The organism is Streptomyces sp. NPDC055243, from assembly GCF_044544025.1.
Taxonomy (GTDB): domain Bacteria; phylum Actinomycetota; class Actinomycetes; order Streptomycetales; family Streptomycetaceae; genus Streptomyces.
In genome coordinates this window covers 409451-422205 of sequence record NZ_JBITWR010000003.1, presented here as the reverse complement: position 1 = coordinate 422205, position 12755 = coordinate 409451, and the positions used below count along the sequence as shown (strand labels likewise).

The following is a 12755-nucleotide window of genomic DNA, read 5'->3' as shown; positions in this document are numbered from 1 at the left end:
TCAGTCGCATCCCGACTCAGTGAACTTCACGCACTCCGGCAAGCACGGTATCCAGGCCTACAACCTGCACTTGAACCGTGATCAGGTCATCCCTGTCCTGATCACTGAGAGCGATGCCGACTACAAGGCAAGCCAGGAAGGACGGTTCGTCCCGCCGCGAAGCTCCGACCAGTGGGTAGCCGCGTCCAAACTCCTGGACGCATACGGAATCGTCGTGCTCTGCGCAGCCCAGGGCAGTGGTCGACGCACCGCTGCAATGCGCCTACTGCGTACGGTGGCCAACCCTGTGTCGGCGATCTTCGACCTCGACCCGGAATGGTCCAAGCCCTCAGTCCGGCCGCTGCCGGAAGAAGCGGCGACGGGATACGTCCTCGATCTCTCCGACCTTCCAGAGCGGCCAGACGGCCGACTGGGCACCGACCTGGTTGCTCATGGGGAGGACTTGCGCAAGAAGAACTCCTTCCTCATCATCCTTGCCACGCCCGCCGACTGGTACGGCCACTGGGCCGAACCCACCCTGCCATTCACTGTCCGACTGGAGTCTCCGGACGCCAGGCCCCTCGTCACGGCCGAACTGCGCGCGCATCATCGCGGTGATCGTGTGGCCTGGCTGGAGGAGAAGTTCGGTGACATCTGGAAGGCCAATCCCTCTGCACGCGCGGCGTGGCGTCTGGCTGGCCGTCTCATCCGGGCATCCGGCCCCGAGGAGATCCCAGAAATCGTCAAGGAGTTCGGCGACTGGCACACCGAAATCGAGATCCTTCTCAGTGAGGACCGGGTGCGAGGGAGCGATGCACAGCTGCTGTCCACTCGGGTCATGGTCTGGGCCGGCGCCTTGCTCCACGGAGGGCAGAGCAGGTCCGTCATCAAGGCAGCCGACGACCTTCTGGCCCAACTTGACTTCGCACGCGAACCGGCCAACGTCCTGACCGACGCCACGACATCGAGCCGACTGGAAGCCGCGAAAATCACCCGCAGTGGGGACCGGGCGCTCCACGACGAGACGATGGAGGGCCTGCCCGCAGCCATCCTGCGCCACTTGTGGGATGAGTTCCCCACCCAACGCGACCTTCTGCGCGCATGGGCGATTGGCATTGCCGCAGATCGCACCATTCCAGAAGAGGATGCCCGCCGGGTCGCCACCGCACTGTTGGCGCTGGCAGTGCACCGCCACGACCGGGCCATCCTCGACGGGCTGGCCAGTGACCTCACGGGTCCCCGACGGGTCCTGGCCGTGGAAACCCTGACCAAAGCAGCCGGGGACCCCGAGTTCGGCCGCTACGTCAGTAATCGCCTGCGCCAATGGGTGGATGCCAAAACTCCCTCGGCCAACAAAGTTGACCTCGTCATTGAGATCTGCACAGGTGCCTGGGGCATCGACCAACCAGTCCTCGCGCTGACACGGCTGGGCAAGGCGGCAGGCCACAAGGAATTCGGCTCCGCGACCGTCGTCCATGCCTTCCAGCAGCTCTCCCTCCGGCGGCCGGATGAGGTGCGCAAGGCGGTCGACCAATGGCTCGGTGACGTCGAAAGCGGACAAGCTGATGCGACTGTGCGCCGCCAGACTCTGGGGGCCTTCCTCGCCCTCGTCTCCAGTGACGAGGGAACAGACCTGGTCCTTAGCGATGTACCCACGCCTGAGGCCCGGCTGCGAGTGGTCCGCGCCTGGCAGGAGTTGTTGTCCACCGATGCCGCCGTGAAGGCCGTCGACAGGCAACTGAGGCGGTGGCAAGAGCGCTTCCAAGACGACCTTGAGCGTCGGGAGCCGGTGCTGGATCTGCTCACAGATATCTTCGCCCCGCCCAGCCGCCGCTCCGGTCTCGACGGGCTCATGGTGACGGAGGAGGCGATCGATCCATTCTGGCGAGGGGTCCTGGAACGGGCTGTCGGCCGCTACCGGGCGTCCGAGGAGGCATCGACCCTTTGACGATCGACGGACCTGGCCCGTGGTGGAGCCGTCGGCGCAGTCGGATCCGGGCCCAGTGGCCAACCTGTCTGCCCGGTATCCGCTTCTGTGCCCACGGCACCCTCACCTACCGAGCCCACGCATCTCTCCAGACCGGCGGCTCAGCCACGGCCCGAGCAGCCGCACGGCTCGCCGTGGACGAACTCGGCCGAGGCATCACCGGGCGTCACCTACCCGAACAGCTCACCACCGCGCAGGAATGCCTCACGCTCGCCGCGGCACACTGGCACACACCCGAAGAAGCCCCTGGCCTCTGGCTGAAGGCACGCATCAACCTGATGCTCTCCGAGCAGGACGCCGACCGAGCTCAGCGATACCAAGACGCCTTACGCGAGGTGACGCTCCAACTCGCCCAGGAACACGAACGCCGAGAACGGTTCAGACAAGCAGTCTTCGAGACGCCGGACGCCACGCGCATCTGGTGGCTCGACCGCCACCTGGACGATCTCGGCTCCCTTGACTGGGCCGTCTTCAAGGAGAAGATCCTTCCGCTGGTCGGAGCGGCCGACGACATCCAGTCCAAGGCCGAACGCATCTCCCAAACCCTTCTGTACGTGTGGGAGAAACTGGGCGACAATCCGGGACAACATGCACGTTTCACCGCCACCGTCCGCACTGTCCTGGATCAGATGGGGTGGAACGATGCGCTCGACTGGCTGGCACCGAGCGAACCTGTGGCTGCCGATTCGGCCGTAGGTGTCGGCAGCGACAGGGAAGAGCCACGCTCCGTCACTGAGGTGGGCGCGGCCCGATGAAGCTACCCGCCCTGCGCTGGCTGCTCGACCCGGCAACCAGCCTCCTGGCCATGCGGCTTCGTGCTCAAGAACGAGGCCGCATGTCCTACGACGCGGCCTGGCGGCTGGCACGAGTGATACGCCACCCCGACGAAATGGTGTATCGCCACCACGGCCATCTAGCCGATGACTCCCATGACGAACAGTGTTGATCAGGTGAGGCGGAATCGCGGCCCGACCGAGAACGACGCGGAGTGCCGTCAGAGGAGTCCTGACCCATTCGTCACCGCCCCGACCTCGGCTGATTCAGGGCCAAGCAGAGGGCGATTGCCTCTGACTGGCTCCGAGCAGCTCGGGTCGAAGCCGGGTCGAATCAGAGCGGTTTCCTCTGACTGCCTCCGGTCGCCTCTGCAGCCCGACCTAGCAGGTCACAGCCGATCCGGTCCACGAAGCCGCAGGTCAGAAAGGTGCGTCAGAAAAACCCGGCGTACAGCCCGACTCGTCTGCCGCTTCTCCCTTCCCGGCTCCCACCGGGGACTCCTCTTTCGGGCCCGCCGCGCCCCGGCCTCGCCGCGCCTCAGAACACCGAGAGCCCCGTAAGCGTCGTGAACCGGTCCAGCGCCGCAACGCCCGACACCGAGTTGCCCCGTTCGTCCAGGCCGGGGCTCCAGACGCAGAGCGTGCAGTGGCCGGGGACGACGGCGATGATGCCGCCGCCGACGCCGCTCTTGCCGGGCAGGCCCACGCGGTAGGCGAATTCGCCCGCCGCGTCGTACGTGCCGCAGGTGAGCATGATGGCGTTGACCTGCTTGGCCTGGCTGCCGCTGAGCAGGCGGGTGCCATCGGCGCGGATGCCGTGGCGGGCGAGGAAACCGGTGGCCAGGGCGAGGTCGGCGCAGGACGCCTCGACGGAGCACTGGCGGAAGTACTGGTTCAGGAGGACGGGGACCGGGTTGCCGATGTTTCCGTACGACGCCATGAAGTGGCCGAGCGCTGCGTTGCGGTCCCCGTGCGCGGACTCCGACGCGGCGACGGCCTCGTTGATGGCGAGCCCGTCGTTGCCGCTCTCCGCGCGCAGGAAGTCGAGCAGCGCGGCGGCCGCGTCGCCGGTCTGCGTCTGGAGGCGGTCCGTCACGACCAGCGCGCCCGCGTTGATGAAGGGATTGCGCGGGATGCCGTTCTCGTACTCCAGCTGTACGAGCGAGTTGAAGGGGTTGCCGGACGGCTCACGGCCCACGTGTTCCCACAGGGCGTCACCCTCGCGCGCCAGGTCGAGCGCGAGGGTGAAGACCTTGGTGATGGACTGCGCGGAGAAGGGCTGGCGCCAGTCGCCGACCCCGTACACCGTGCCGTCCGGCTCGGCGACGGCCATGCCGAACCGGCGCGGGTCGCACGCGGCGAGCGCCGGGATGTAGTCGGCGGGTCTGCCGCGTTCCGGTGTGTTCTCCATCTCGGCCGCGATGCGGTCGAGGACCGGCTGGAAGGTCGGGGACGGCGTCTTCATGATCGCCATTCTGGACTGTCGTGGGCCGGGGCGGTCGGGCGGCGCGGGGGCTCAGGCGCGCTGTGAGCCCGCGAGGACCTCGGGGCGGAGCAGCTCCGCCAGGCGTTCGGCGGGCAACAGGCCCTTCTCCAGGACGAGTTCCGCCACGCCGCGTCCCGTGGCGAGTGCCTCCTTGGCGATGGCGGTTGCCGCCTCGTACCCGATGTGGGGGTTGAGCGCGGTGACCAGGCCGATGGAGTTCTCGACCGCCGCGCGAAGGGAGTCGGTGTTGGCCGTGATTCCGGCTACGCACCGCTCGGCGAGCGTCAGGCAGGCGGCGCGCAGATGCGTGAGGCTCTCGGACAGGGAGTGCAGGATGATCGGCTCGAACGCGTTCAGCTGGAGCTGGCCCGCCTCCGCCGCCATGGTGATCGTGACGTCGTTGCCGATCACCTCGAAGGCGACCTGGTTGACCACCTCGGGGATCACCGGGTTCACCTTGCCCGGCATGATGCTCGAACCGGCCTGCACCGGCGGCAGGTTGATCTCGTTCAGGCCCGCGCGCGGCCCGGACGACAGGAGGCGCAGGTCGTTGCAGCTCTTGGAGAGCTTCACCGCGATCCGCTTGAGGACCCCGGACATCTGGACGAAGGCACCGCAGTCCTGGGTGGCCTCGACCAGGTTCGCCGCCGTCACCAGCGGAAGACCGGTGATGTCCGAGAGGTGCCTGCGCGCCGCTTCGGCGTAGCCCGCGGGCGCGTTGAGTCCCGTGCCGATCGCCGTCGCGCCCAGGTTGATCTCGTGGATCAGTTCGACGGCCTCGGCGAGCCGGCTGCGGTCCTCGTCGAGCATCACCGCGTACGCCGAGAACTCCTGGCCGAGCGTCATCGGCACGGCGTCCTGCAGCTGCGTGCGCCCCATCTTCAGGACGTCGCGGAACTCGACCGCCTTGGCCGCGAAGGCGTCCTGGAGCACGGCCATCGCCTCCAGGAGCTCGCGCACCGCGAAGACCGTGCCGATCTTGACGGCCGTCGGATAGACGTCGTTGGTCGACTGCCCGAGGTTGACGTCCTCGTTCGGGTGCAGGAACTGGTAGGCGCCCTTGGCGTGGCCGAGCAGCTCAAGGGCGCGGTTGGCGACGACCTCGTTGGCGTTCATGTTCGTCGAGGTGCCGGCCCCGCCCTGGATGACGTCCACCACGAACTGGTCGTGCAGCTTGCCCTCGCGGATCTCCCGGCAGGCCTCGACGACGGCCGCCGCCTTGCGGGGCTCAAGCAGGCCGAGCTCCTCGTTGGCGAGCGCGGCGGCCTCCTTGACCGCGGCGAGCGCCTTGATGAGGTGCGGGTAGGTGGAGATCGGGGTCCCCGTGATGGGGAAGTTCTCCTTGGCGCGCAGGGAGTGGACACCCCAGTACGCCTCGGCGGGGATGTCACGGTGGCCGAGCAGGTCGTGCTCGCTGCGGACGGTCATGGTGGTGCGGCTTCCTTCTGGGTTGCGCGAGTTGGGCGAGTTGGGCGAGTTGGGGGTGAGGGGCGTGAGGGGCGGATGTGTCAGACGGACGCCGACGTGATCGGCTCAAGCGCCCGCGCCGGACGGATGGAGCCGACCACCTCCCCGCCCCCGAGCAGCGGCGCGTCGCCGAACCCGGCGAGCGCGGCCGGATCGACCCCGCAGCGCGCGAGCGCCGCCGCGGTCACCGGCAGGCGCGCCCGGTCCGACCCGTCGGAGATCTTCACGGCGACGGCCCGGCCGTCCGGCAGCGCCGCGACCTGCACCCCTTCGAAGCCGTCCTTGGCGAGCAGCCCCGGCACGGCCCGCATCAGGGCGGCGACGTCGCGGCCGGAGCCCGACGCCATCTCGGCGTGCTCGCGCATCGCGTCGGCCACCCGCGCCTCGGGGGTGCCGGGCGGCGCCGTGGTGATCCTGGCCGCGGCGCGTGCGAGGCCGTGCAGGGAGACGGAGAACAGAGGTGCGCCGCAGCCGTCGACCGTCACCCGGGCGACGGCCTGCCCGGTGAGCTCCTCGACGGTCCTCGCGATCGCCCGCTGGAGCGGATGGGCGGGATCGAGGCAGTCGTCGAGCGACCAGCCGTTCAGCCGCGCCGTGTACAGCATCGCCGCATGCTTGCCCGAGCAGTTCTGCGCGAGCCGTGACGGCAGCCGTCCTGCGCGGATCCAGTCCTCCCGCACGACCGGGTCGAAGGGCAGGTCCGCGACATTGCGCAGGTCGTCCTCGACGAGCCCGGCCAGCTCCAGGATTCGCCGTGCACCGGCGAGATGCCGCTCCTCGCCGGAGTGGCTCGCCGCGGTCAGCGCGAGCAGTTCGCCGTCGAGCGGGAGCCCGGCCCGCAGCAGCGCCACGGCCTGCACCGGCTTGATCGCCGAGCGCGGGTAGAACGCCGCCTCGATGTCACCGATCTGCAGCTCCACGCTCCCGTCGGCGGCCAGCACGACCACCGACCCGTAGTGGATGCCCTCGATGACACCGCCGCGTACGAGACGGGCGACGGGCGCGTGCAGAGGTTCCCGCACCGCGGGCGCATCGGCGAGCGAACTCCCGTATGAACGCCCGCATGAACCCCCGTATGAACTCCCGTACGCAGGAGTGGTGTCGAGGGTGTTCACGCGTCCGCTCCCGACTTCCGTACGGCCGAGACCCGGCCGCGTACGCAGTACCACCCGGCCACCAGCGCCGCCGCGATCAGCGGCAGGCACAGCACGGTCGTGCGTCCGGCGCCCCCGTCGGCGTACATCAGGACCAGCACGGCGGCGAGGAAGAAGAGGGTGACGAGCTGGGTCCAGGGCGAGCCCGGCAGGCGGTAGCCGGGGCGCTCGATGACGCCCTCCTGCGTCTTCCGCCAGAACCGCAGATGGCAGAGCATGATCATGCCCCAGGTGGCGAGGATGCCGAGGGCCGCGAAGTTCAGGACGATCTCGAACGCGTCGGCGGGGACCACGAAGTTGAGCCCGACGCCGAGCACGCAGATGCCGCTGGTCAGCAGGATTCCGCCGTACGGGACCTGGCTGCGGCTCATGACCCCGGTGAACCGGGGCGCGGAGCCGGACATCGCCATGGAGCGCAGGATGCGGCCGGTGGAGTAGAGGCCGGAGTTCAGCGACGACATGGCCGCGGTGAGCACCACGAGGTTCATCACGCCGCCGGCCGCCGGGATGCCGATGTTGGAGAGCACGGTGACGAAGGGGCTCTCGCCGGAGGTGTACTTGTTCCAGGGCAGCAGCATCGAGAGCAGCAGCACGGAGCCGACGTAGAAGAGGCCGACGCGCCACATGATGGAGTTGATGGCCTTCGGCATGATCTTCTCGGGGTTCTCGGTCTCGCCCGCCGCGACGCCGACCAGCTCGACGGAGGCGTAGGCGAAGACGACGCCCTGGATGATCAGGAGCATCGGCAGCAGACCGCTGGGGAAGATGCCGCCGTTGTCGGAGATCAGGGACGGGCCCGGGGTGTGGCCGTCCACGGGGTTCTGGGTGACGAGCAGGAAGATCCCGATCAGCATGAAGATCACCAGCGCGCTGACCTTGATGATCGCGAACCAGAACTCCAGCTCCCCGAAGATCTTCACGGAGATGAGGTTGACCGTGAGGACGACGGCGAGCGCGATCAGGGCGATCACCCACTGCGGGATGTCGGAGAACATGCCCCAGTAGTGGGTGTAGGTGGCGACCGCGGTGATGTCGGCGATCCCGGTGGTCGCCCAGTTCAGGAAGTACATCCAGCCCGCGGTGTACGCGCCCTTCTCGCCGAGGAACTCCCTGGCGTACGAGACGAAGGCGCCGGACGAGGGCCGGTACAGGACGAGTTCGCCAAGGGCCCGCACGACCAGGAAGGCGAAGGCGCCGCAGACGGCATACGCGATGAACAGCGAGGGACCGGCCTCGGCGAGACGGCCGCCGGCCCCGAGGAAGAGCCCCGTGCCGATCGCGCCGCCGATGGCGATCATGTTGACGTGCCGGGACTTCAGGGACTTGCTGTACCCCGCGTCCCCGGCATCGACGTGACCTGCCGGTTTCCGTATGCGCGACGAGTCTTCGAGGGACTGCTCTTCGAGGGACTGTTCGCTCACGCCTGATGTCCGCCTTCCGGTGGGGCGTCCGTGCGCTCGGGGCGCACGATCGCGGTGAGGGTCGTCTCGACGCGGTCGAGGTGGTGCGCCATGGCCTCGGTCGCGTCGTGCGAGCTGCCGTCGACGAGCGCCTCGACGATCGCGCGGTGCTCGCGGTTGGACTGCTCGCGGCGGTCGCCGAGTTCGTTGAGGAACGCGGACTGGCGGGCCAGCGCGTCCCGGATCTCCTCGATCACGCGGCGGAAGACCGGGTTCTGCGCGGCCTGCGCGACGGCGAGGTGGAAGAGCGTGTCCATGGCCACCCATGCGGTGGTGTCGGTCTCGCGCTCCATCCGCTCCAGGAGGTGGGCGAGGTGGTCGAGATCCTCGGGCGTACGGCGCGCTGCCGCGTAGCCCGTCATCGGGATCTCGACGTGCCGCCGGACCTCCAGGAGGTCGCTGGCCGCGTAGTCGCCGAAGGTGGGGTCCTCGACCGTCCCGTTCGACAGGACGAAGGTGCCCTTGCCGGTCCGGGAGACGGTGAGGCCCATGGTCTGCAGGGCCCGCAGCGCCTCCCGCAGCACGGGCCTGCTGACCTCCAGGCGACGGCAGAGCTCCGCCTCGGAGGGGAGTTTGTCGCCTACGGCGTAGTCGCCGCGCTCGATGGCGCTGCGCAGATGACCGAGTACCGCTTCCATGGCGCTGACGCGCCGCGGTACCGGGTCACCTGTCTGGCTGTCTGACAGGTTCACGGGGGTGATCCTGCGGGGGGACGGGAGGGACTGTCAAGGGTGGAGGGAAGGGTGAGGGCAGCGGGGGAGCCGGGCCGGGAGCGGCTGAAATTGGCCGTAGCATGTCAAGAATCATGGAAGGGTGCCTTGCCGCCCCGCGGGGCCCGTGCCTCAATGGGCAACGGTTCCGGATGCTGACTGACCGTCAGTTCCGGGTCTCAATTCCCCCCGCAATCCCCCCACTTGAAGGCAGGACACCCTTATGAGGCATGGAAATCGCGCAATCGGCGGGCCGGACAGATTCGGCGTCCGCAGGCTCGGCGCGGGGTCGGCGCTCGGCGTCGGTCTGGTCGCCCTGGGGGCGATGGTGATGGCGCCCGCCGCCACCGCCGTGACCCCGGACACCGCGACCATCTCGTTCGACTGCGGGACCTGGGGCTCGGGCACGGCGACGCTCAAGGCCACCCAGGACGGGACCGCCGCGACCATCAGCGTATCCACGTCGGCGATCAGCGCCCCCATCGACATCGCCGCGAACTCGGTCGCTTCCACGCTCACGCTCACCAAGAACGGCTCGGACACCGCGACCTTCACCGGCAGCTCCAACCCGGCCATCCCCGCCGGCGGCGAGGTGTCCACCGGGCCGCTCGACGGGACCGTCGCCATCGGCGACAGCCTGGAGGGCAAGTCCCTCCAGGTCGTGGTCCTCGGGATCACCGTGACCTGCAACGCGACATCGGCACAGGCGCCCGGGCCGTTCGTCTTCTGACGGCCGGCAGGGGCATGTGCTCCGTGTGCGGGCGGTGGCGCTCAGGTCCGAGCGCCACCGCCCGTTCCGCCGGCTCCCCCTGCCAGCGGACGCCAGTACTGGTCCTTGCCCTCGTCCCGTACGACATGGCCCAGACCCTGCAGCGTCTCGGCGAGGTCCCTGACGTCCTGTCCGGCATCGCTCTTCAACGCGATCTTCCGTGCCGCGAGGACCGCCTGCGCCTCGGCGGACAGCCCCGGAACGCCGGGAATCCAGCGCTGGAACAGGGACGCGTGCGGGTCGGCCTCCCGCCACGGGTAGCCGTGCGAGCGGAACGCCTCGGCCAGCGCCGGTGCCGCCGTCTTGTGGACGCCGCGCGTGAACTGGCGTGACGTCTCGTCGAGGACCACCAGCTCCTTGCCGTCGAGGAACACCGCCGAGACACGGGCGCGTCCGATGGTCCGCGTCCGCTCGTGCAGCTCGGCCGCCAGCTCCTGGTCGGTCAGCTTCAGCTTCAGGGTCTCGACCGTCTCCGTGACGGCGACGAGGAACCCGGCCACCAGGCCGACGACCAGGCCCGCGCCCATGGCGACCCCGATCTGCCACGGCTTGTCCAGCGAGCCGACGAACGTGATGCCGCCGCGCCAGGGCAGCACCGGCGACCGGCTCAGCCACCGGGCCAGGGGCGGCAGGGCGAGGCCGAGCAGCAGGCCGAGGAGCGGCATGCCGATGAGCACGGTCAGCAGGTCGCCGCGCGGGTAACCGAGCACCGTCGTGCGGTCCTTGCGCAGGGAGACGGGGCCGAGGCTCTCTTCGCTGGTCATGTCCTCGACGCTAGGCGGGCACGGGGTCGCGGGGCAGCGGCCGAAAGTCGATGGGCGGCAGACTTCGGTAGGTGGGCCGAGGCTCCGGCGCGTCCGGTCCGGCCGGTCGGCGGGTGTCGAAGCGGACGGTCGGCGGGTGTCGAAGCGGCGGGTCGGCGGGTCTCGAACCGGACGTCGGCGGGTGTCGAAGCGGCGGGTCGGCGGGTGTCGAAGCGGACGGTCGGCGGGTCTCGAAGCGGCGGGTCGGCGGGTCTCGAACCGGACGTCGGCGGGTCTCGAAGCGGCGGGTCGGCGGGTCTCGAACCGGACGTCGGCGGGTCTCGAAGCGGACGGTCGGCGGGTCTCGAAGCGGCGGGTCGGCGGGTGTCGAAGCGGCCGGTCGGCATCTCTTGAAGCGGCCGGTCGGCGGCCCTCAAATACGTTGCCGCCGCACCGCCCGCCGCCTACCGTGCCGATCATGCTGCCCACCGTGGACACCGACGAGCAATGGGACGTCGTCGTCCCCGACGAAGCCGTCATGCGGCCCGGCGTCGAGGACCTCTGCGCCAGGCTCGGCCTCGCCGGAGTGCCCCTCGACCGGTTCACGGAGGGGACACAGCCCGTCTACGCCGTCGGCGACGACCTCGTGCTGAAGCTCTTCCCCGGCGCCGCCGCCGACGACGGCCTCGTCGAGGAGCGGGTGTTGAGCCATCTTCAGGGCCGACTGCCCGTCCCCACACCGCGGGTGCACGCGTCGGGGACGTACGAGAACGGCTGGCGCTACGTGCTGATGTCACGGCTGCCCGGCGAGGACCTCGCCGTTGCCTGGCCGCGCATTCCGCGCGCCGACCGGGAGCGCCTGGTCACCGAGGCCGGCGAGGCGCTCGCCGCGCTGCACGCCCTGGACCCCGGGCCGCTCGCCGACGTCCTCGGGCCCGGCGACTGGGGCGACTTCCTCGGCAGGCAGCGCGCCGGTGCCGTACGGCGACAGCGGGAGTGCGGGCTGCCGGAGAGCTGGCTGGAGCAGATCCCCGGCTTCCTGGACTCGGTGCCGCTGCGTGCCGACGCGCCGCGCGTCCTCCTGCACACCGAGTTCATGCGCCAGCATCTGCTGGTCGGCCCCGCAGGTTCCGCAGGCCCCCCAGGTCCCGCAGGCCCCGCAGGTCCGGCTGGGCGGCTCGGCCTCACCGGGCTCTTCGACTTCGAGCCCGCCATGATCGGGGACAGGGCGTACGACTTCGTGGGCGTCGGCCTCTTCGTCACGCGCGCCGAGCCGGGCCTCCTGAGCCGCTTCACGCGCGCCTACGGCCGCACCTTCGAGCCGCGTGAACTCCTCGCCCACACCCTGCTCCACGTCTACAGCAACCTGCCCTGGTACCTGCGGGAGCTGCCCGCCCCGCCGGAGCCGACGCTCGACGCGCTGGCCCAGGCGTGGTTCGGGCACGACCGTCCTCAGCCCACCGGCATCAAGGTCAGATAGGCCAGGCCGAGCACCTCGCGGTAGCCGCGCAGCCAGGTCGCCCGCTGGCGGTCCGCCTTCTCGCGGGTCTCGGCGGCCAGCGGGTGCCCGGGGTGCGTGGCGAGCCACCGCTCCACGTCCGTGCGGTAGCCGGACTCGAACTCCTCCCACTCCTGCGTGCTCGCCGTCTCCACCCACAGGGGACGGAAGCCCGCGGCGATCGCCGCGTCCACCAGGTCGCCCAGGAAGAGGTGCTCGCCGACGTGGGCGTCCGGCCACATCCCGGCGAGTTCGGCGGGGGTGGGCGTGCGCTGCCAGAAGCCCTCGCCGAGCACGACGCGGCCACCGGGACCGACCAGGCCGCGCAGTGCGCGCAGGGCCGCTTCGGTGTGGCCGGGCGGCTCCTCGGAGCTCAGCGCGTGGCTCGCGCCCAGGCACAGGACGAGGTCGGCGGGGCCGCGGGTGGTGTCCGTCGCCGACTCCTCGAAGAAGGAGACCCGCTTGGCCAGACCGCGCTCCTTGGCGAGCGCGCGACCCCTGTCCAGGTCGTCGGCCGACAGATCGACGCCCACACCGGTGGCGTCCGGAGCGGCTTCGAGGACCCGGAGCAGCAACTCGCCCCAGCCGCAGCCCAGATCGAGGACGGAGCCAGTGCCCGGCGCGACGCGCTCGACGAGGCGTGCGGCCCGCTCCTCGGAGAGCGGGCCGTGGAAGGTGAGCCCGGTGAGGCGGGGCGGCAGGTCAGAGGTGGTGGGTTCGGTCATGGTC

The 12755-nt window shown here is 70.0% G+C and carries 11 protein-coding genes; 4 read left to right on the top strand and 7 right to left on the bottom strand.

All coding sequences use genetic code 11. The annotated features are described in order from the left end of the window. Positions 1-19 precede the first annotated feature (19 nt). Complete coding sequence (locus tag ACIGXX_RS11735) at positions 20-1927, top strand: hypothetical protein (RefSeq protein WP_399974897.1); 1908 nt, start codon at positions 20-22, stop codon at positions 1925-1927. A 173-nt stretch (positions 1928-2100) separates the two neighbouring features. After that, entirely contained in the window at positions 2101-2721 is a 621-nt protein-coding gene (locus ACIGXX_RS11730; RefSeq protein ID WP_399974894.1) for a hypothetical protein, read from the top strand. 556 nt (positions 2722-3277) lie between these two features. Here the strand turns inward: ACIGXX_RS11730 and ACIGXX_RS11725 are convergent. The 5 genes from ACIGXX_RS11725 to ACIGXX_RS11705 form a co-directional block, all read right to left on the bottom strand. Beyond that, on the bottom strand, positions 3278-4213 hold the full coding sequence (locus ACIGXX_RS11725) for a glutaminase (RefSeq protein ID WP_351159825.1): 936 nt from the start codon (positions 4211-4213) through the stop codon (positions 3278-3280). A 42-nt stretch (positions 4214-4255) separates the two neighbouring features. After that, positions 4256-5653, bottom strand: a complete 1398-nt coding sequence (aspA, locus tag ACIGXX_RS11720) for an aspartate ammonia-lyase (protein WP_366462109.1) — start codon at positions 5651-5653, stop codon at positions 4256-4258. A gap of 80 nt (positions 5654-5733) precedes the next feature. Beyond that, complete coding sequence (locus tag ACIGXX_RS11715; protein WP_366462114.1) at positions 5734-6714, bottom strand: asparaginase; 981 nt, start codon at positions 6712-6714, stop codon at positions 5734-5736. Between the two features lie 89 nt (positions 6715-6803). Next, positions 6804-8267: an amino acid permease gene (locus ACIGXX_RS11710; protein WP_361462771.1), complete on the bottom strand. Its 1464-nt coding sequence runs from the start codon at positions 8265-8267 to the stop codon at positions 6804-6806. Further along, positions 8264-8998: a FadR/GntR family transcriptional regulator gene (locus tag ACIGXX_RS11705; protein ID WP_351159814.1), complete on the bottom strand. Its 735-nt coding sequence runs from the start codon at positions 8996-8998 to the stop codon at positions 8264-8266. The genes ACIGXX_RS11710 and ACIGXX_RS11705 overlap by 4 nt, the downstream gene beginning before the upstream one ends. Positions 8999-9239: 241 nt before the next feature. Between ACIGXX_RS11705 and ACIGXX_RS11700 the strand changes: the two genes are divergently transcribed. Beyond that, positions 9240-9746 (top strand): hypothetical protein, encoded by a 507-nt coding sequence (locus ACIGXX_RS11700; protein WP_351159811.1) that lies wholly within the window; start codon positions 9240-9242, stop codon positions 9744-9746. Positions 9747-9787: 41 nt separating this feature from the next. Here the strand turns inward: ACIGXX_RS11700 and ACIGXX_RS11695 are convergent, their stop codons facing one another. Then, positions 9788-10549: a hypothetical protein gene (locus tag ACIGXX_RS11695; protein WP_399974888.1), complete on the bottom strand. Its 762-nt coding sequence runs from the start codon at positions 10547-10549 to the stop codon at positions 9788-9790. A gap of 457 nt (positions 10550-11006) precedes the next feature. Between ACIGXX_RS11695 and ACIGXX_RS11690 the strand changes: the two genes are divergently transcribed. After that, entirely contained in the window at positions 11007-12008 is a 1002-nt protein-coding gene (locus tag ACIGXX_RS11690; protein ID WP_399974885.1) for an aminoglycoside phosphotransferase family protein, read from the top strand. Here the strand turns inward: ACIGXX_RS11690 and ACIGXX_RS11685 are convergent. After that, positions 11981-12751, bottom strand: a complete 771-nt coding sequence (locus tag ACIGXX_RS11685; RefSeq protein WP_399974882.1) for an SAM-dependent methyltransferase — start codon at positions 12749-12751, stop codon at positions 11981-11983. The genes ACIGXX_RS11690 and ACIGXX_RS11685 overlap by 28 nt on opposite strands. Between the last annotated feature and the right edge of the window lie 4 nt (positions 12752-12755).

Bases quoted from the DNA above. Each gene is read 5' to 3' on its own strand.
- ACIGXX_RS11725 (WP_351159825.1), bottom strand. From the start codon at position 4,213: ATGGCGATCATGAAGACGCCGTCCCCGACCTTCCAGCCGGTCCTCGAC.
- aspA (WP_366462109.1), bottom strand. From the start codon at position 5,653: ATGACCGTCCGCAGCGAGCACGACCTGCTCGGCCACCGTGACATCCCC.
- ACIGXX_RS11700 (WP_351159811.1), top strand. From the start codon at position 9,240: ATGAGGCATGGAAATCGCGCAATCGGCGGGCCGGACAGATTCGGCGTC.
- ACIGXX_RS11695 (WP_399974888.1), bottom strand. From the start codon at position 10,549: ATGACCAGCGAAGAGAGCCTCGGCCCCGTCTCCCTGCGCAAGGACCGC.
- ACIGXX_RS11690 (WP_399974885.1), top strand. From the start codon at position 11,007: ATGCTGCCCACCGTGGACACCGACGAGCAATGGGACGTCGTCGTCCCC.
- ACIGXX_RS11685 (WP_399974882.1), bottom strand. From the start codon at position 12,751: ATGACCGAACCCACCACCTCTGACCTGCCGCCCCGCCTCACCGGGCTC.